Source organism: Nocardia sp. NPDC055050 (assembly GCF_053608345.1).
In genome coordinates, this window is the sequence record NZ_JBSGVG010000016.1 from 47,385 (window position 1) to 65,730 (window position 18,346).

General features: G+C 69.2%; 17 protein-coding genes and 1 riboswitch. Of the genes, 7 read left to right on the forward strand and 10 right to left on the reverse strand.

The genetic code is table 11. The annotated features are described in order from the left end of the window. Position 1: 1 nt before the first annotated feature. Genes ACWGCN_RS18640 through ACWGCN_RS18660 form a run of 5 tightly spaced genes read right to left on the reverse strand, consistent with a single transcriptional unit; the run spans position 2 to position 5,430 of the window. The gene (locus ACWGCN_RS18640) at positions 2–1,621 is read right to left on the reverse strand and encodes an ABC transporter substrate-binding protein (RefSeq protein ID WP_452458749.1); all 1,620 of its coding nucleotides are present in this window, start codon (positions 1,619–1,621) and stop codon (positions 2–4) included. Beyond that, positions 1,618–2,688 (reverse strand): LLM class flavin-dependent oxidoreductase, encoded by a 1,071-nt coding sequence (locus ACWGCN_RS18645; RefSeq protein ID WP_452452188.1) that lies wholly within the window; start codon positions 2,686–2,688, stop codon positions 1,618–1,620. Before ACWGCN_RS18645 ends, ACWGCN_RS18640 begins: the two co-directional genes overlap by 4 nt. After that, positions 2,685–3,644 carry an ABC transporter substrate-binding protein gene (locus tag ACWGCN_RS18650; RefSeq protein ID WP_378992572.1) on the reverse strand — a complete coding sequence of 320 codons (960 nt, stop codon included), beginning with the start codon at positions 3,642–3,644 and terminating at the stop codon, positions 2,685–2,687. The genes ACWGCN_RS18645 and ACWGCN_RS18650 overlap by 4 nt, the downstream gene beginning before the upstream one ends. A 32-nt stretch (positions 3,645–3,676) precedes the next feature. Next, positions 3,677–4,438 (reverse strand): amino acid ABC transporter ATP-binding protein, encoded by a 762-nt coding sequence (locus tag ACWGCN_RS18655; RefSeq protein WP_452452191.1) that lies wholly within the window; start codon positions 4,436–4,438, stop codon positions 3,677–3,679. Continuing rightward, positions 4,435–5,430: an amino acid ABC transporter permease gene (locus ACWGCN_RS18660; RefSeq protein ID WP_379312187.1), complete on the reverse strand. Its 996-nt coding sequence runs from the start codon at positions 5,428–5,430 to the stop codon at positions 4,435–4,437. Before ACWGCN_RS18660 ends, ACWGCN_RS18655 begins: the two co-directional genes overlap by 4 nt. A gap of 110 nt (positions 5,431–5,540) precedes the next feature. Further along, positions 5,541–5,634: riboswitch (SAM riboswitch) on the reverse strand. A gap of 366 nt (positions 5,635–6,000) precedes the next feature. Between ACWGCN_RS18660 and ACWGCN_RS18665 the strand changes: the two genes are divergently transcribed. Next, positions 6,001–6,720, forward strand: a complete 720-nt coding sequence (locus ACWGCN_RS18665; protein WP_378992576.1) for a hypothetical protein — start codon at positions 6,001–6,003, stop codon at positions 6,718–6,720. 252 nt (positions 6,721–6,972) lie between these two features. Here the strand turns inward: ACWGCN_RS18665 and ACWGCN_RS18670 are convergent, their stop codons facing one another. The 5 genes from ACWGCN_RS18670 to ACWGCN_RS18690 all read right to left on the reverse strand — a co-directional run bounded on the left by ACWGCN_RS18670 (position 6,973) and on the right by ACWGCN_RS18690 (position 12,241). Beyond that, complete coding sequence (locus tag ACWGCN_RS18670) at positions 6,973–8,145, reverse strand: glycosyltransferase family 2 protein (protein WP_452458748.1); 1,173 nt, start codon at positions 8,143–8,145, stop codon at positions 6,973–6,975. Between the two features lies 1 nt (position 8,146). Continuing rightward, a complete protein-coding gene (locus tag ACWGCN_RS18675) occupies positions 8,147–8,902 on the reverse strand; it encodes an LppM family (lipo)protein (RefSeq protein ID WP_378992682.1) in 756 nt (251 codons plus the stop codon). 147 nt (positions 8,903–9,049) lie between these two features. Next, positions 9,050–9,985, reverse strand: coding sequence for a carotenoid biosynthesis protein (locus ACWGCN_RS18680; protein ID WP_452458747.1), 936 nt, complete (start codon positions 9,983–9,985; stop codon positions 9,050–9,052). Positions 9,986–10,052: 67 nt separating this feature from the next. Next, complete coding sequence (locus ACWGCN_RS18685) at positions 10,053–11,618, reverse strand: phytoene desaturase family protein (protein ID WP_378992582.1); 1,566 nt, start codon at positions 11,616–11,618, stop codon at positions 10,053–10,055. Next, positions 11,615–12,241: a GNAT family N-acetyltransferase gene (locus ACWGCN_RS18690; protein WP_378992583.1), complete on the reverse strand. Its 627-nt coding sequence runs from the start codon at positions 12,239–12,241 to the stop codon at positions 11,615–11,617. Before ACWGCN_RS18690 ends, ACWGCN_RS18685 begins: the two co-directional genes overlap by 4 nt. 117 nt (positions 12,242–12,358) lie before the next feature. Here ACWGCN_RS18690 and ACWGCN_RS18695 point away from each other — a divergent pair, with 117 nt between their 5' ends. The 6 genes from ACWGCN_RS18695 (at position 12,359) to ACWGCN_RS18720 (ending at position 18,293) form a co-directional block, all read left to right on the forward strand. Continuing rightward, entirely contained in the window at positions 12,359–12,808 is a 450-nt protein-coding gene (locus tag ACWGCN_RS18695) for an SAV_6107 family HEPN domain-containing protein (protein ID WP_378636670.1), read from the forward strand. 125 nt (positions 12,809–12,933) lie between these two features. Then, positions 12,934–13,362, forward strand: a complete 429-nt coding sequence (locus tag ACWGCN_RS18700; protein ID WP_378636672.1) for a DUF3040 domain-containing protein — start codon at positions 12,934–12,936, stop codon at positions 13,360–13,362. Positions 13,363–13,764: 402 nt separating this feature from the next. Continuing rightward, positions 13,765–14,196 carry a division/cell wall cluster transcriptional repressor MraZ gene (gene mraZ, locus ACWGCN_RS18705; protein WP_056816815.1) on the forward strand — a complete coding sequence of 144 codons (432 nt, stop codon included), beginning with the start codon at positions 13,765–13,767 and terminating at the stop codon, positions 14,194–14,196. Between the two features lie 193 nt (positions 14,197–14,389). Continuing rightward, entirely contained in the window at positions 14,390–15,388 is a 999-nt protein-coding gene (rsmH, locus tag ACWGCN_RS18710) for a 16S rRNA (cytosine(1402)-N(4))-methyltransferase RsmH (RefSeq protein WP_378921492.1), read from the forward strand. Next, complete coding sequence (locus ACWGCN_RS18715) at positions 15,385–16,419, forward strand: hypothetical protein (protein ID WP_452458746.1); 1,035 nt, start codon at positions 15,385–15,387, stop codon at positions 16,417–16,419. Before rsmH ends, ACWGCN_RS18715 begins: the two co-directional genes overlap by 4 nt. Further along, the gene (locus ACWGCN_RS18720) at positions 16,416–18,293 is read left to right on the forward strand and encodes a peptidoglycan D,D-transpeptidase FtsI family protein (protein WP_452529061.1); all 1,878 of its coding nucleotides are present in this window, start codon (positions 16,416–16,418) and stop codon (positions 18,291–18,293) included. The genes ACWGCN_RS18715 and ACWGCN_RS18720 overlap by 4 nt, the downstream gene beginning before the upstream one ends. The last annotated feature ends 53 nt before the right edge of the window (positions 18,294–18,346 follow it).

Genomic DNA, 18,346 nt, shown 5'->3' on the forward strand with positions numbered 1-18,346 from the left:
CTCAGTGCCCGCTCAACCAGGTGTCGAAGAACTGCAGTCGTGCCGAAGCCTCGAACTTCAGATCCTGGGTGTGCGCGGCCGCGCCGACTGCCTGCGACAACTCGACCGTCGGGATCAACAGACCGTTGTCGAGCACCTGCCGCTGCGCGGATCCGATCAGTTCCGCACGGGCGGCCGGATCACTGGTGGCGAGCTGCTTGTCGAGGGTCTCGTCGAGCTGGGGGATCGGGCCACGCGCGGTGATGTTGCGCCCGGCGAGTCCGAACGACGTGCGCAGGATGTCGCCGTCGGCGCGGGTGGTGTTGCCGTAACCGGCGTCGATATCGTGCGTGTTCTGCCGGGTGATGGCCTCCGGGGTGGACACGAGATCGAGCTTCAGGTCCACCCCGACCTGGCGCAGTTGCTGCTGCACCAGCTCGAGAATCGCCTGATTGCCCGCGAATACCTGGCTGAACGTCACCGCGAAACTCAGTCGCTCACCGTTCTTCGCCCGGACACCGTCCGCGCCGAGGACCCAGCCTGCCTGATCGAGGATCGACTTCGCCTTGGCCGGTTCATAGGCCAGCCGCGCCGACTGATCCAGGTACGCCGGGGTCGCCGATGCCAGGCTCGAGGTCGCAGGCTTGAACTGGGGACCGAGCACGGTCTCGACGAGCTGCTTGCGGTCGATCGCGGGGAGCAGCGCCTGCCGGACGGCCGGATCACGCAGTGGGCCGCGAGTCACGTTGACCTGAAAACCGAACGGAGTGCCGGGGTTGGATGTCGACAGGATCCGCCCGCCGACGGCCTCGATCTGCGGAGCGTCCTGGGGCAGCGCGTCGCTGACGGCGTCGAGCTGGCCCGATGCCAGGCTGCCGGTGCGCACACCCGATTCGGGAACGACGGTGAACTCGATCCGGTCCAGATACGCCTCGCCCTGGTGGCCGAATACAGCGGAGCCCCAGTTGTATCCGGCGCGTTTGGCCAGCGTCACCGAGGTGTCCTGCTTGTAGGAGGCGTAGGTGAACGGCCCGCTGCCGATGTTGTCACCCGCGCACCGGGCTTCGGCCGGTTTGGCATTGGTCGACTGCGCCAGGATGCCGAGCTGCGTGGTCGAGGACGCCTGCAGGAACTGGGCGTTCGGCGCACTGAATTCGACACGGGCCGTGAGCTTGTCGACCGCCGTCGTGCCGACGTAGCCGGTCAGATAGCTGGCGCCCAGCTGCGCCTTCGCGGCACCGAGCTTCACGATCGCGTCGAACGTATCGCGCACCGAATCGGCGGTGAGCGCGGTGCCGTCACTGAAAGTGACCCCATCGGCCAACTTGAAGGTGAACACCTTGGCGTCGGGACTGACCTCCCAGCTCTTGGCCAGCCACGGGGTGATCGCGCCGGTCTTCGGGTCCTGATCGGTCAGCGAGTCGACGATCTGGCGGGCCACATAGATGGTCTGGTTGGTGCCCGACTGCGCCGGATCCGAGCAGGTCGGAGCGCCGGACAGCCCGTAGCGCAACGTGCCGCCCGGCTGCGGCGGACCGGCTTGAGCACCGGAGCCTGCGGTGTCGCTGCCACAGGCGACCACCGTGGTGACGGCGGCCAGTGCGCCGACGGCGGCGGCGATGCGATGACGAGGACGGATCACGAGACAACTCCAGAGAATTGGCGGCCAGCGGCCAGGGGACGACTCGGAATGCGGCGGCGCAGCTCGGGCGCCACCTCGGCCTGGAACAGTTCGAGACTGCCCAGGTACTCGGATTCGGTGCGGCCGTCACGTTCGGCGGACAGGTGGATCACCTCGTGCCCGAACTGTTCGTGATAGCGGCCGACCTTGTCGATCACCTGCTCCGGGCTGCCGACCAGCGCCGACGAGCGGGTGACGAAGTCTTCGACGGTCTCGAACACGACCGGATTGCCGACCTTGCGCTGCAGCGAGGTCCGCGCCTCGAACAGCGGGCGGAACACCGCGACGGCCTCCTGCGAGGTCCGCGCCACATGGAAGCCCGCGGTGCCCGCGCCGACCAGCGCATCGGCTGGGTCGTGACCGTAGTGCGCCCACCGCTCGCGATAGTGGCGGATCAGCGCGGCGTACGGCTCGATCGGATTGGTGACGTTCGCCGAGAACACCGGATCACCGTGGCGCGCGGCCAGTTCCACCGACTCCAGGCTCGTCGCACTCCCGTGCCAGATCCGCACCCGCGGCTGCAGCGGCCGGGGCAACGCCTTGGCCGCGGCGAGCGAGGGCCGGAACTGTCCCGACCACGTCACTTCCTCGCTGTCCCACAGCGCCCGGAACAGCTCGTACCCTTCCCGATTGCGCTCCCACTGATCCTCGGTGGTGACGTGATAGAGCTGCGCCTGCGCCGCGCCGTTGCCCTTGCCGATGATCAGCTCGAGCCGGCCCTCGGACAGGTTGTCGAGGGTGGAATAGTCCTCGAACGCGCGCACCGGATCGAGCAGGCTCAAGGTGGTGACCGCGGTGAACAGGCTGATCCGCGAGGTGAGGGCCGCGATGTGGCTCAACACCACCGGGGGAGCGGCCGACAGGAACGGATCCTCGTGCCGCTCACCGACCGCGAACCCGTCGTAGCCGAGTTCCTCGGCGCGCCTGGCCTGTTCGACCACCTCGTGCAGGCGATCGCGCGTCGTCGGGACCACGCCGGTGACCGGATCGGGCACCCGCGTGATCAGCGTCATCAGTAGGAACTTCATGCGGCGGGCTTCTTCGGCAGACCGGGCGGGTTGATCCGCGACTCGGTGACCTTCTCCGAATTCAGGCCCCAGCGATCGAGGATCTTCTGGTAGCTGCCGTCGGCGATCGCGTGCTGCAGCGCCTTGTGGATCGGGCCGATCAGGCCGTTGTCCTTCTTGGTGAGCGCCGCGATCTCGCCCTGCAGCTGCTCACCCGCGCCGGAGAAGGTGGCGATGATCTTGCCGTCGCTGGTGGCGGAGTGATAGACGGCCGCGGGGTTCGGGCCGATGTAGCCGTCGATGCGCTTGGAGGCCAGCGCGAGGTAGTAGTCGGTGCTCTGCTGGTAGTAGGCGATGTCGACCGGGGGCAGGCCCTCGGCGACGTTCTTCTCGTTCCAGCTCACCAGCAGCTGTTCCTGATTGGTGCCCGCGCCGATCCCGATCCGCTTACCCGCCAGGCTCTTGCGGTCGGTGTAGGTCAGCGTGCTGTCCTTCGGGACCTCGAGGGCGACGGTGTCGGTGCGGTAGGTGGCGAAGTCGTACTTCTCCTTGCGCTCCTCGGTGACGGTCACGTTCGAGATGAACGCGTCCACCTCACCGGAATCCACCCGCACGAAGTTCTGCGACCAGTCGGCCACCTGGATGTCGAGCTTCAGGCCCAGGATGTCGGCCACCAGGGTGGCGAAGTCGACCTCGGAGCCGATGACGGTCCGGTCGTCGGTGGCGTAGAACCGCAGCGGCGGCACGGAACCGGCGGGACCGGTCACCACCAGCGTGCCGCGGTCGCGGATGGCCTTGGGCACCTCGGCGGCGATCGCGTCGACCTTGGCGGCGCGCACCCTGCCCTCCTGGGCGGGGGACAGGTCGTAGGTGATCGCACCGGCCTGCACGGTGTCGGCGGCCTCGGGCTCGGCGGTGCAGCCTGCCGTCAACAGCGTGGCCGCCGCGACGATGCCGATCAGAGTGGAGAGCTTCATCAGTGTCGAAACCTGTTCGTGGGAAGGGATGTTCAGCGGACGCGGGACAGGAACGCCTGCGTACGCGGGTGTTCGGGGTGATCGAGAACGCTGGCGGCCTCGCCCTGCTCGACGATCACGCCCTCGTCGAGGAACACGACCGTGTCGGCGACCTCGCGGGCGAAACCGATCTCGTGGGTGACGATCACCAGCGCGGTGCCGCTGTGCGCGAGATCGCGGATCACCGCGAGGACCTCGCCGACCAGCTCCGGGTCGAGTGCGGAGGTGGGTTCGTCGAACAGGATCAGCCGTGGTTTCAAGGCCAGGGCCCGTGCGATGGCCACGCGCTGCTGCTGACCACCGGACAGACGCCGGGGGTAGGCGTCGACGAAATCGGCCAGGCCCACCCGTTCCAAAAGCTGTGTCGCCTCGGCGATCACCTCGCCGCGCGGACGGCGCTGCGCCGAGACCGGGGCGAGCACCACGTTGTCGAGCACCGTGAGATGCGGGAACAGATTGAACTGCTGGAACACGAAGCCGATGCGGCTGCGCTGGGCGCGCACCGCGTGGTCGGGCAGCGAACGCAGGGTATTGCCGCGTTGGCGGTAGCCGATCAGCTCACCGTCGATGTGTACGGTGCCCGCGTCCTGCGCTTCCAGATGGTTGAGCACCCGCAGCAGTGTGGACTTGCCGGAGCCGGACGGCCCGATCAGCGCGACCACCTCACCGGCGCGTACGGCCAGATCCACGCCACGCAGTACCTCGGTGCCGCTGTAGGACTTGCGGATTCCGCGCGCCAGCACCGCTGCGGTCATCGGGTTGCTCCTCGGGGTGCGGCCGCACCGGCGGCGATCTCGGTGACCTTGGCGCGGACCCGCTGCCACGGTGTCGGCGGCAGCTCACGCTGCGCGCCCTTGGCGTAGTGCCGTTCGATGTAGTACTGCAGGATCGACAGCGCCGTGGTGAGCACGATGTACCAGACGGTCGCCACCATCAGCAGCGGCACCACCCGGCCGTTGCGGCCGAAGATCACCTGCACCTGGTAGAACAGCTCGGCGATCGCCATCACCGACACGATCGAGGTGCCCTTGAACAGGCTGATCACCTCATTGGCCGCGTTCGGCAGAATCGAGCGCATCGCCTGCGGCAACACGATCGTGCGGAACTGGCGCCAGCGTGGAATCCCCAGCGCCGCCGCCGCTTCGAGCTGACCGTCGTCGACGGCGAGCAGACCCGCCCGGATCAGTTCGGCCGAATACGCCGCCTGATGCAGGGCCAGCCCGATCACCGCCGCGGTGAAACCGCTGATCACACCATTGACATCGAACTCGTAGAAGCCGGGGCCGAACGGAATGCCCACGGACAGGCGGGGATACAGGTAGGCGATGTTGAACCAGAACAGCAGCTGCACGATCAGCGGGATCGAACGGAAAGCCCAGATATAGGTCCAGGCGATCACCCGCAGCACGGGATTGTTCGACACCCGCCCGATCGCCAGCAGCGTGCCGATCGCGAAACCGAGGGCGGTGCCCCACAGGGTGAGCTCGATGGTCACCCGGAGTGCGGCCAGCACCGACTTCGCGGTGAAGTACTGGGCGAAAGTGCCCCAGTCCCAACCCGGATTGGTGATCAGGCCGTGCGCGAACTGGGCCACCAGCAGTAGGGCGATCGCCGCGACGGCCCAGCGCCACGGGTGCCACGACCCGGCGATCCGGGGCAGGTCGTCGACGGGCGCCTTGTCGGCGGGGAGAGCGTCGCCGGGCGGTGCGGGCGCGGTCTCGGCGCCGGATACGGCAGACGCGGTCATGGGAATCCTTCGGAAAACAGTCGAACGAGGCACAGTGACCTCCACCCGGCCAGCAACGGGTTCGCGATCTGGCGGCGCTCAGGCCGGACAGGTGGACAGCACGAAAATCTCCTCCATCGAACCCGGCAGAAGCACCCACACCCCGAAACGGGCGGGTTGCTGCGACGTCGTAGAGCCAGGTCTCTCGGTCGCTCTGGATGGTTGTGCCCGGCCGTCGTGGCCCGAGCTGAATCAGCATGTGGCATATGCACTAGTGCGCGCAACGATAGAAATCAACGTGAGCGCAGAGGTTGGAACCGATCGTGGGCACCGGCATAATTGCCCCGGTTCGGCGCGGTAGGTGATTCGCGCGCGGGCGCGTGCGCAGGGGTCTGGGCGAACGCGTCCGGGCATAGGGATCCTGCGGATGCGTCGTTGGGTCCGGTGCCGAGAAGGGGGCGGACACCGGGCCGCGGCGGCGGGTTCGCTGCGAGATTGCGACGCGCCGAACGGCCGGTGACTTCACCTGTCCGGATTCACCCACCGCACGCGGTAGCGTCGGCCTTCTCTGCGTCGATGAGGAGTTTCGCCGTGATCGTTGCACGTCGTTCCGCCACACTGACCTCGCTGACGGCCTGCGCCGCCGCGCTACTGCTGGCCGCGCCACCGGCCGCCGCCGAACCGGCCGCACCGGTGACGCCCGCTGTCACCCGGGATGCGCCGGCTGTTCGGCCATCGGCGGGCCCGGGTGATCTGCTCGGCGCCTACCAAACCGTCGTCGAGACGCTGAAATCCCTGGGTATCCAGCCGTTCCTGTACCCCACGGTCGCCGCGAACTGCACCGGTGACGGCGCGGGTCTCGTGCCGGCTGTCGCGGGCGCGGTCCCTGGGCCGTGGCCGGCGAACACCCTCCCGATCCCGGGCATCGACCTGTCGGCCGTGAAGTCCGGCCAGACCCTGTTCACCTTCCTGCCCTACGGCCTCGCCCCCGACACCGCCGCGACGAAAACCTCCGGTATGCAGGTGGCCTGGCTCAATATCAGCACCGGTCGCGGCGGCATGGCTTCGATGGGCTCGATCGCCGACATCGTTCGCGCCATGGTCCCGCCCGAGGTTCCCGCCGAACTGCGTCCCCTCGCCGAAACCGCCATCCGGGACTTCCTCTTCGCCGCCATCCCCGTCGGCGGCGTTCGCGCTGTCCCCGTAGACACCGGCCGCGGTACCGTCCTGGCCGCCGTCTTCGGCACCACCGACAATGCGGGCAGGTCTTGCTTCTTCTTTCCCACCATCGGCATTACCGAGGTCGCCTGAAACTCGCGGGTCGGCGTCAGGCTCGGCATCGCCCAGTACTGGATCGTCCGCATGGTCGACGACGACGGACCGGTGTCCTCCATCGAGCAACTGCGTCTCACTTCGGACGGCAGGGGCGTCACCGAGCGAATCGGGCTACGTGGTCAGGACCCTGTCACCGCAATCGACCTGGTCGAGGTCGAAATCGCCTGGGCAGATCTGGATCTGGACATCGAACAGTCGTCAACCGCCGGAGTGGCGACGGGGCGGTGGTCATGCCAGGCGGGTAACGGCGTCGTCGGGCGTCACCAAAGGTCGCTGTTTCCAGCGGAGGCGGCCGGTGCGGTGGCGGTGGTGGGAGCGGGTCCAGAGAACGAGGTAGTGGGCTACCGAGAGGGGGTGGGCCAGGGCTGAGGTGAGGTCGATGGCCGTTGGGGGGCGGCGGGTTTCGATGGTGCGGGCGGTCAGACGGCTTGTGACGGCGGCCAGGTAGCCGAGTAGGCCTGCTCGGCGGGTTCGGGTGCGGCCGAAGATCGCGGCCAGTGGGGGGATCCAATAGGCGAGGGCGGCGAGGATTCCGATGGCTGCGCCGGTGGCACGGCGGCCGCCGTAGGCCGACCACAGCCAGCGGGTGTAGCCGTCGGTGAGTTCGGTGGTGCCGGTATACATTCGGGTGCTCGCGGCGGGGCCCGCGGTCACCAGGGCGGTGCGATGGCCTGCTCGGCGGATGGCGCGGGCCAGGTCCAGGTCCTCGGTGGCGCTGGCTGCTACGGCCGCGTGGCCGCCGCCGGCGCGGTAGGCCGCGGCGTCGACGGCGAGGAACTGGCCGCACGCTACGGCGGTGGACGGGCGCAGGCTGTGATTGGCGGGCCCGACGGGCAGGGTCGAGGCCCACGACCAGGCCAGCAGTGGCTGGATGAGGCGCTCGGCGGTCGAACCGGCGTCCTGTCTCGGCCAGGCCGAGACCAGACCTGCTCCGCGCCTGCGCAATTCGGTCACCGCGGCGGCGATCGCATGGGGGGCCAGGCGGACGTCCGCGTCGATGAAGACCAGGGCGGCCGCGTCGGTGCGGGCGGCCAGGCGCGCGCACGCGGCGGCCTTGCCGGTCCAGCCGGGGGCGGGGTGGGCGGCCGAGCGCAGGACGGTGAAGCGCTCGTCGTCGGCGATCGCGTCGAGTGCGGCCTCGTAGGTGCCGTCGGTGGACGCGTCGTCGAGAATCAGCACGCTCAGGCGGGGGACGCCGACCTGCGCGCGAAGGTCGGCGATCAGCGCGGGCAGGCGCTGCGACTCGTCGCGGGCGGGGACGCACACTGTGACCGGTTCGATCACGCCCGCGACCCCGCGCGGCAGGGTGCGCAAGGTGACCAGGTTGTAGGCGGCGGTGGCCGCGCCGAGCGCGGCCAGACCGGTGCCCGCCCAGGTCAGGTAGCGGGCAGCCGCGCTCATGTCAGCGGCCCAGTCTGCGACTGGAGATTTCGCGCCACATCTCCGAGGGGGAGAAACCGCCACGCGGTGCGTTCGGCGGGCCGGGGTTGCGGTCGCGGAACGCCAGGCCCGCGATCAGCGCGGCCACCGCGAGGGTGATGCCGCCGACGATGCCCGCCCAGCCCGCGAACGAGCGGGTGTTGGGGTCGGCGTACTTCACCTCGGCACGCAGGGTCGACACCTCGCCCGCGGGCAGCTTCCACGAGACCGTGTTCTCACTGTCGGTGGTCTCCCGGGTGCCGTTGGTCTTGGCGACGCGGGCCGGGAACGCCACGGAGAACTGCACGTCCGAGCCGTGCGGCGGCACCGATTCCAGGTCGACCCGCCCGGTGAGACTCACCAGATCGCCGCTGCGCTGGAATTCGAGCGTGAACATGCCCTGGGTCTGATCCGACAGGCCACCGAGCTGGCCGACCTCGCCGAAGGACAGATCGTCGAAGAACACCTGGGTACCCATGTACCCGTCCTGGTTGTAGTTCTCCACCCGCACCTTCGCCGCCAGCTGCTCCGGCGCCTTCAGCTGCGGCCCCTTGTCTTCAGGCCCCGTCGGCACCACCGCGGCGACGATCCGCCCCGACACGCGATCGTTCGACGACACCCCCATCGACACCTGCACACGCAGGCACCCGGCGAGCGCGGGCACGAGCAATGCCAGCAGGACGGCAACGGCCGCGACGCGCCGCGCGGGCACGGAACGACGCGGCGAAGGAGCGGGCATGTCGGCGACGGGACTCGGCTGCACGGTTGACATCGTGCCAGGCTCAAGCCCGAGAGCCCACACGACGGGCCCAGCGCTCACCACCCACCCGTGCCGATCAGGCATTTTCGCCCCGAATCGGGGTGTGTCGCGGCGGGGCCTGCCCGCTCAGAACGCGCGTCGCGCGGCCCGCGCACGCAGAAACAACGGGATTCCGAGCACACCGAGACCGAGGAAACCCCAGATCGCCGACGCGGGAAGGCCGAGGAACACCGCGTGCGCGAGAGCCGAGCCGAGCCAGGTCCACCCGAAAACCGCGACCGGGACCGCCACCGACGGGTCGCGTGGCGGCGGCAGGAAATGATCGAGCAGGGTGAGAATCACCGCCATGACCACGGCGACGAGCGCCCAGCCCAGGTAGTTGGTGTACGGGATCTCGGGGATGCCGGGCAGGCCCGCGTCGGTGACCGCCCAGGTCCATTGGCCGTCGGCCACCATCTGCGGATCGAGGAACAGATCCCAGCCGACCGCGCCGAGGACGAACAGCCCCACGCGCCCGGCATTCGACCCGCTGAGCAGTCGAGCGTCCGACGCGCTGTGTGCCCGCGCACGCACGGATCCGGACCGACCCGGGCGGCGCGTGATCGAGGCGCTCGAGGGGTGCCCGCGGGACACGAGCATGCCCGCGACGATCCAGATCGGGTACAGCCCGCCGGTCCACGCCAACGGCACCGCCAACGGGACATCGGCGAACGCGGGCCCGAGCCGATCGACGGCATAGGCGTAGCTGCCGAACGGGAATCCGGTCGCGGTGCCGACGATTTCGGCGGTGAGCCCCAGCCCGGACACGACGACGAAGAACCCGGCGGCCCACCGCAATCCACGAGTGGTCGCCGCGTGCAGCAGGGCGGTCGAGGCGGACAGCACCACGACTGCGACGGTGATCCGGTCGCGCGCCACCCCCGCGCTCAACGGGTACGTGATCTGCGCGAGCACCAGCGCCAGCGCGGTCACGGCCGGCATCGCGCGGCGTGGGTCGGCGCGTAACCAGGCGCGGATCGCGGCGAGAGTACGACGACCTGTGTCGAGAATCGTGCCGGTCATCGATGCCGCCGAACTGTCGGGTCGGTGCTGCCGTGCCGCTGACTCCGGCGGTGTGGCGGGCAGGCCTTCATCGCTTGCGCAGCGGCGTGAACCGGCGCTTGCGCCCGTCGCCGAGGACCAACCGGGCCGCGCTGCGCCCGCTGGCTCCGGAGACTCCGCCGCCGGGATGGGTGGATGCGCCGGTCAGATACAGGCCGGGAGCGCCGGGGACGCGCTGGCCCGACAGCTCGGGCAGCGGCCGCCACAGCATCATCTGATCGAGTGACATCTCCACATGCATGACGTTGCCGCCGCGCAGACCCATCTCCCGCTCGAGATCGACCGGCGTCTGCACGAATCGCCGGAGCACCGACGAGGTGAAACCCGGGGCGTACCGGTCGACCTCGGCGATGATCCGGTCCGCCTCGTGCTCGGCGTGTGCTGCCCAGTCGCCGCCGTCGGCGAGCTCGTAGGGATGCCACTGCGCCCACAGCGACAGCTGATGTTCGCCCGCGGGCGCGATGGACGGGTCGAGCGCGCTGAAACTCATCGCCAGCACCACCGGGCGTGGCGGCAGCGAACCGGCCGTGGCGGCGCCGTGAGCCAGTCGCAGCTGCCGGCGGTCGGAGACGAGAAACTGCAGACCACGGGCGGATTCGGCGGGGGAGGCGCCGGGGTATTCGGGTAGCCGGTCGGTGGCCAGGCGCACGACCATGCCGATGCCGGGGCCGACCCGGATGCGGCGCTGCCAGTCGTCGAGGACCTGGGGGTCGAAATCGCCCGCGCGCAACAGGTCGAGTGTCGACAGGATATGGGAACCCGCGATCACCGTGTCGGCGTGCAGTGTCCGGCCCGATTCGGTCGCCACCTGCCACCCGCTGCCGGATCGGCGCAGCGAGGTGACGGCGTCGCCGGTGTGCAGCTCGCCACCGTCGGCCCGCAGGCGCGCGATCAACGCCGCGCTGAGCGCCCCACTCCCACCCACCGCACGCCCGGGCGGCACTGTGTGCATGAGCGCGGCGAACCCGGCCATCGGCGCCGTTCCCGGCTCCGACATCGGCGGACCCGACTGCGCGCCGAACCACGCGAGCGACGCCTTGAGCCGTTCGTCGTCGAACCAGAAGTCCAGTAGCGCGTCACCGGACTGCAGGAACTCCCGCGACAACGCCGATCCGCCGGCCCGCGCGTCCAGCCCCCAGAACGAGCGAACGAGCCTGCCCGGCGTCGGCGGCCCGCCGAACGACCGCATCACCCGTGCGCTGCGCTCGCCCCACACCTCGACGAAGCGGCGATATGCGTCAGCGTCCTTGACACCGCAGGCGGCCGCGATCGAGGCGCACGTCTCGTCGAGGTCACGGTGGAACACGATCGGCGGGCGCGCACCGTCGGACGGTGTGAAGCCCCAGGGATCACAGTCGAGATAACGCAACCCGAACCGTTCGAGCTCGAGCTCCTCGATGATCCCGGTGTGCCGGATCATGATGTGCGCCGAAGATCCACGATCAACGAGATGGCCGGGGAATCGCGCCACCGTCGATACCGCGCCACCGGGCACCTCGTCGCGCTCGAGCACCTGCACCCGGTGCCCGGCCCGGGCCAGATAACAGGCCGCGACCAGCGCGTTGTGGCCGGATCCGACCACCACCGTCGTCATGGGTGCGTGGGCGGCATCGGCAGCCTGCGGCCGAGGATGGCGAACGGCCGGGTATCGCCCGCGAACACGAAATTGCGGATCACATCGGTGAATCCGGCCCGCCGGTACAACTTCCAGGCCCGGTTCGCCTCCTCCGGGACCTCCGGCGTCGACAGCAGCACCGCGGCCTCGGCGCGGTCGGCCAGCAACCGCTCGAGCAGGCGCGCGCCGATCCCGCGGCCCTGCGCCGCCGGGTGGACGTGCAGCTCGGTGAGTTCGAAATAGTCGGCGAGCAGGTCACGGGCGGCGGTGTCGGGCCATCCGCAGCGCCGCATACCGGTCTGTACCTGCTGGTGCCACCACTGACGCGGCGCACCGCTGTACCCGTAGGCGATCGCCAGGATCGGCGCGGTGCGCAGGTCGACGCCGCCCGCATCGTCGGGCAGCACCGCGGCCACCGCCCGCCAGCCGGCCCTGGTGGTGTGTTCGGTCCACATCGGGGCGCGGTGATGCTCGGTGCCACGGGGGTATTCCATGGCGGCGACATAGACCGACAGGGCGTCGTGCAGGCGTGCGCGCAGGGCGGCGACGCTGAGGTCGACGATGACGGGTGCGGGGGTGTGATTCGGCTTGACGGCTGTCATGGCTCTCGTCGATGGCGCGCGGACGCGGAAAGTTGTCGGTGGGTGTCCCTATATTCAATCTCAATTCAAACGTTCGAATGTTAGTTCGATCAGTGCGAGGGGCGAAAGGGGCAGCAGATGGCTGGTCACAACGATGGTCGAGCGCACGCGGGCCACGACGGGCGAGCCGGCGGACTACTACGCCAGGCCGATGCGCTGCTCACCGATTCCGCCTGGGAGCACGAACCGGGGGAACGGTTCCGCACCGCGTACCTGGCCGCGCTGCGCGGCGCGGGCTCGATGATCGCCCTCACCGGCGCCGATCGCGCGCCGCGGGCACGCTCGCGTAGCGCCTGGGTGTTACTGAGACGCGCCAGCCCGGAGTTCGTGATGTGGGCCGACTACTTCGAGGCGCACTCGCAATTACGGGCCGCGCTGGAGGCCGGATTGGACCGAGCGATCACCGACACACAAGCTGACGAGTTCTGCTCACGGGTGGGCGCATTCCTCTACGACGTCGACGATGCGCTGGTAGCCGCGGCTAAGAGCCTCCCGCAGCCGAGTCGTGGCCGCGACATGACCGCTTAGTTATGACCGAGTAGGTGGTACGCCACCGATCGAACTCGTATCATGGGGAGCAGATAGCCGCCAAGGTCGGCTACCCGTCGCCTACCCGGAGGCGACCAGCCACGCCTAGTGCCGGGGGAGGTACCGTGCCACTCTCCGAGCACGAGCAGCGCATGCTCGAACAGATCGAGAGCGCTCTCTATGCTGAGGATCCGAAGTTCGCCTCGTCCGTCCGCGGCGGACGTCTTCGCTCCACGTCGAGTCGACGCAGACTCCAAGCTGCGGCGTTGTTCGCCGTCGGCCTCTTTCTGCTCGTCGCCGGCATCGCCGCCCCGTTCAAGCCGGGCGGTTTCCCGATCATCAGTCTCGTCGGATTCATCGCCATGTTCGGCGCTGGTGTCCTGTTGATGATCGGCAACTCGCGTCGCGCCGCCCGACCGGACGCGACCGAGCCTCCCGCGGCGGGCAGCGGCCCGACCACGGGGCACCCGGCCCGCGGTGGTCGCCAGCGCAAGTCCGGCGGCTTCTCCGAGCGAATGGAAGACCGATTCCGGCGACGGTTCGAGCAGGAATAGCTCAGACCTAGCCGACAACGTTGGCGGCGCCACATCCAGCACGGGTGTGGCGCCGCTTTCGTGCGTCCATGGGTGCGGTGACTGTCAGAACGCGAGGCCAGGGCGGTTCCCCCACCTTCCCCACCGCTCCCCACACTTCCCCCGCCCGGCCACTCGACCGATGTCGCACCTGCGATGTTTGCTGAACGTTGTCGGAACGAGGGGTTGCCGACCCGCGCGGGTTGCCCGAACACGGGATAACCGCGAATCTCAGTGATAGCTGGGATGACCTGCGGAATTGTCTTGGCGGGGAGCAGGATCACTCAGGGTTTCGATTGAAAGTGGGGGAAAGTGGGGTAATGTGGGTCGCGCACTACAGGAGAGGCCGTACGGCGAGGTGAATCCAGTAGGGAGGTGGCCGAGATGTTCCTCGGTACCTACACCCCCCGATTGGACGACAAAGGGCGGCTGACGTTGCCTGCGAAATTTCGAGACGATCTGGCGGGAGGGTTGATGGTCACGAAAGGCCAAGACCACAGCCTGGCCGTGTATCCGAAAGACGAGTTCACCGCGCTCGCGCGGCGAGCCGCGTCGGCGTCCCGAAGTAACCCGCAGGCAAGGGCTTTCGTTCGAGCGCTGGCGGCGGGCACCGACGAGCAACGTCCGGATGCACAGGGCCGGATCACGCTGTCGCCGGACCATCGGCGCTATGCGAACCTCTCGCGGGATTGCGTGGTGATCGGTTCGGTCGACTTCCTCGAAATATGGGATAAGCAGGCGTGGGAGACCTACCTCGAGGAACACGAGGAGGACTACGCGCAAGCCGGAGACGAGTCGCTGGGCGGAATCTTCTGACCCGGAGCACGCGAGTGCTGCGAGGCCTCTGCCCGGGCGTGGACCCTGACGTACTTCCCCGACGCCAGGTGCCTTGCCCCGGTCAGAGACCTCGAAGCATTCGCATCAACTCGTTCGACAAGCACTCATTCGAAAAGCACTGTGTGGCACGGCGATCCGTCTGCGACGCGAGGCAGTATCCCGGGAGGTCGAGGTGAACCATGACGCCGAGAACCCCCGTCATGTGCCGGTTCTGCTCGAGCGCGCCGACGATCTGCTCGGCCCCGCGCTGAGTGAACCGGGCGCCGTCTACATCGACGCGACCCTCGGATTGGGCGGGCACGCCGAGCATTTCCTGCGTACCTACCCGCAGGCGCGTCTGGTCGGTCTCGACCGCGACACCACCGCGTTGCGGATGGCGGGCGAGCGCCTGGCGCCCTACGCCGACCGGATCACGCTGGTGCACACCCGCTACGACGGTATCCCCGCGGCTCTGGCCGAAGCGGGGCTCGACGAAACCGGTTCCGTCTCAGCCATCCTCATGGATTTGGGTGTGTCCTCGATGCAGCTCGACGAGGCCGAACGCGGCTTCGCGTACTCCGTCGACGCACCGCTGGACATGCGCATGGACCCGACCACCGGGATCACCGCGGCCGACGTGCTCAACACCTACAGCCACGGCGACCTGGCCAGGGTGCTGAAAACCTATGGCGACGAACGGTTCGCGGGCAAGATCGCCTCGGAGGTGCTGCGCAGGCGGGCGGTCAAGCCGTTCACCACCAGCGCCGAACTCGTCGAGGTGCTCTACGCGACCATTCCGGCCGCGGCGCGCCGCACCGGCGGACATCCGGCCAAGCGCTCGTTCCAGGCGCTGCGGGTGGAGGTCAACGGCGAGCTCGACTCGCTGCGGGCGGCCCTGCCCGCGGCACTGGATTCACTGCGTGTGGGCGGACGGATCTGCGTCATGTCGTACCAGTCGCTCGAAGACCGGCTGGTCAAACACGAACTCGCGCCACGGATCGTGTCCCGGTCGCCGATGGACCTGCCGGTCGAACTGCCCGGCATGGGACCGGAATTCCGGATGCTGACCCGTGGAGCGGAAAAAGCGACCGAGTCCGAGATCGAGGTCAATCCGCGATCCGCGCCGGTGCGGATGCGCGCGGCCGAACGAATCGCGGAGAGGTCAGGGAGGACACAGGAGGGGACACGATGAGCGTGCGGACGACAGTCGCGGTGCCGAGCAAGACGGCCCGGCGCGTAGCGGCGGCCGAACGAGTGAAGTCCGGTGCGGCAGAGCGGGCCTACGCCCGCAAGCGCACCAGGGAACAGCTGCTCGACGGCATCGAGCTGCCCGAACGGGCCTCGACGATGGCGGGGCGGATCCCGTTCGTCACCGCGATCATCGGACTGCTCGGCTGCGGCCTCGCCCTGACCCTGTTGCTCACCACCCGCGCCGCCGAGGACAGCTATCAGCTCGGTGACGCCAGGGCGGTCAACCGCAAGCTCGACGACGAGCGGGCCGCGCTGCAGCGCGAGGTCGCCGCCGCCGACTCCGCTCCCGAATTGGCCGCTCGCGCACGTGAGCTCGGCATGATCCCCGCGAAGGATCCGGCCCGGCTGGTGATCGGCGCCGACGGCGAGGTCACCGTGATCGGTAATCCGACGCCCGCGCAGGGTGCACCGGTGCCGCCGCTGAACGGTCCGCCGACCACCGCCCCGAACACCCCGGCGCCGGGACACGCCCAGGCGCAGGGCGAGCGGGTCGTGCCGGTGCAGCCGGGTGCGGCCACCGCGAGTCCGAGCGCGCCCGCCGGTGCCGCGCCCAGCAGTGTGCCGGCGAACGTGCTCGCGTCTCCGCCCGCGCCGACGGCCCCCACCGTGAACGCGCCGCAGCCCGCGGTCGCTCCGGTCGCTCCAGCCCCGGTCGAAGCAGCCGTCCCCGCTCCGGCGAACGGTCAGGCACCGTCGGCGAACGGTGAAGTCCCCGCTCCGGTGGACGGCGCTGCCCCGGCCCCGCTCGCCCCGGCGACGGTGCCCGATCGCATCGACGTCGCGGGTCAGGGTGCACCGCTGGTCTCGGCCGACACGCCCGCGCTCGCACCGGATGTCGTGGCCGACCCGCCGATTCCGGCCGGTGCGCCGTTACCGGGTGCGGTGGCTCCGGCCCCCGCACTACGAGCCCCCTCGGCCGGACCGCCGAGTGAACAGCCGCAGGTCGTCGAATCGCAGGATGGTCCTCGATGAAGCAGAGCGGGCCCGCGTCGCAGCAGCGACGCGGGCCGGTCTCGTCGAGGGCCCGCCGTGCAGGCTCGCTCTCGCCGGACCGGCCGATCCGCCTGCGCCTCGGCGTCGGCCGGGTCACCCTGCTGGCCTCGTTGGCCGTGGTCGCGTTGCAGCTGCTCTACATTCAGAGTCTCGCCGCTCCCGCGCTGTCGGCGCAGGCGGCCTCGCAGCGCACCATCAAGGCCACCGAAGCGGCCGTGCGCGGCCCCATCACCGACCGGCACGGCAACCAGCTCGCCTTCACCCTCACCGTGAAAGCTCTGACCTTCCAGCCGGTGACCGAGCGCGAGAAAATGGTCGAAGCCAAGAAGCTGAAGCCCAGTGCGCCGGACCCCGAACAGCGGCTCGAGGACATCGCGAAGTTCATCCACGACAAGCTCGGGGCGCCCACCGAGCAGGAACTGCTCGACAAACTCAAGAGCGACAAGAAGTTCCATTATCTGGCCAAGAACGTCGATCCGCGCGTGGCTGCCGAGATCACCGCCAAGTTCCCGGAGGTCGGCGCCGAACGGCAGGACCTGCGCGAGTACCCGGGTGGTTCGCTGGCGTCCAATGTCGTCGGCGCGATCGGCGGCGACCGGCACGGTCAGATGGGTCTGGAATCGGCACTGGATTCGGTGCTCTCGGGTACTGACGGTTCGCGCACCTACGACCAGGGTTCCGACGGCGCGGTGATCCCCGGCAGCTACCGGGATCTGCAGCCGGCGGTGAACGGCTACGGCGTCGAGCTGACCCTGGACGCGGACCTGCAGTACTACGTGCAGCAGCAGGTGCAGCAGGCCAAACAGGTCTCCGGCGCGTCCTCCGCCTCGGCGGTGGTGCTCGACGCCAAGACCGGCCAGGTGCTCGCGATGGCCAACGACGGTACCTTCAATCCCGCACTGGGCCCGAACCATTGGGCCTCGGGCAAGATGGGCAACCCCTCGGTCTCCGAGCCCTTCGAACCCGGCTCGGTGAACAAGATCATCACCGCGGCGGCCGCCATCGAATACGGCGTGACCACCCCCGACGAAGTACTGCAGGTGCCGGGCTCGATCCGGATGTCGGGCGTCACGGTGAACGATGCGTGGCAGCACGATGTCGCGCCCTATACGACCACCGGCATCTTCGGAAAGTCTTCCAACGTCGGCACTCTCATGCTCGCCCAGCGCGTGGGCGAGGACCGCTTCGCCGACATGGTCACCCGCTTCGGGCTCGGCCAGCGCACCGGCGTCGGCCTGCCCGGCGAGAGCGGCGGCCAGGTACCCGCCCGCGATCAGTGGTCCGGCGGTTCCTTCGCGAATCTGCCCATCGGTCAGGGACTCTCGATGACGACCCTGCAGATGACGGCCATGTACCAGGCCATCGCCAACGACGGCCTGCGGATCCCGCCGCGCATCGTCAAGGCCAAGGTCGCCCCCGACGGCACCCGCACCGAGGAGTTGCAGCCCGACGGCGTGCGTGTGGTCAGCCCGCAGACCGCGCACACCCTGCGTGAGCTGTTCCAGGCGACCGTGCAGAAGGACCCGATGGGTGTCCAGATGGGCACCGGCGCACCCGCCTCGATCGAGGGGTACCAGGTGGCGGGCAAGACCGGCACCGCGCAGAAGGTCGACCCCGCGTGCCGCTGCTACTCGACTTCGTCGTTCTACAGCACGTTCGCCGGGATGGCGCCCGCCGACAACCCCCGCTACGTGATCGGCATGATGCTCGACGCGCCCGTGCGCAGCTCCGACGGCACCGGGGGCGGCTCGGCCGCACCGCTGTTCCACAGCATCGCCTCCTGGGCGTTGCAGCGCGACCGGGTGCCGCCCTCCCCGGAGGCCAAGCGACTGGTGCTGGAGGCGGTGTCATAACGGCTGGTGCCGTAGTTCTCGGCCCCTTCGTCGCACCGTCCACTCAGTCCGGA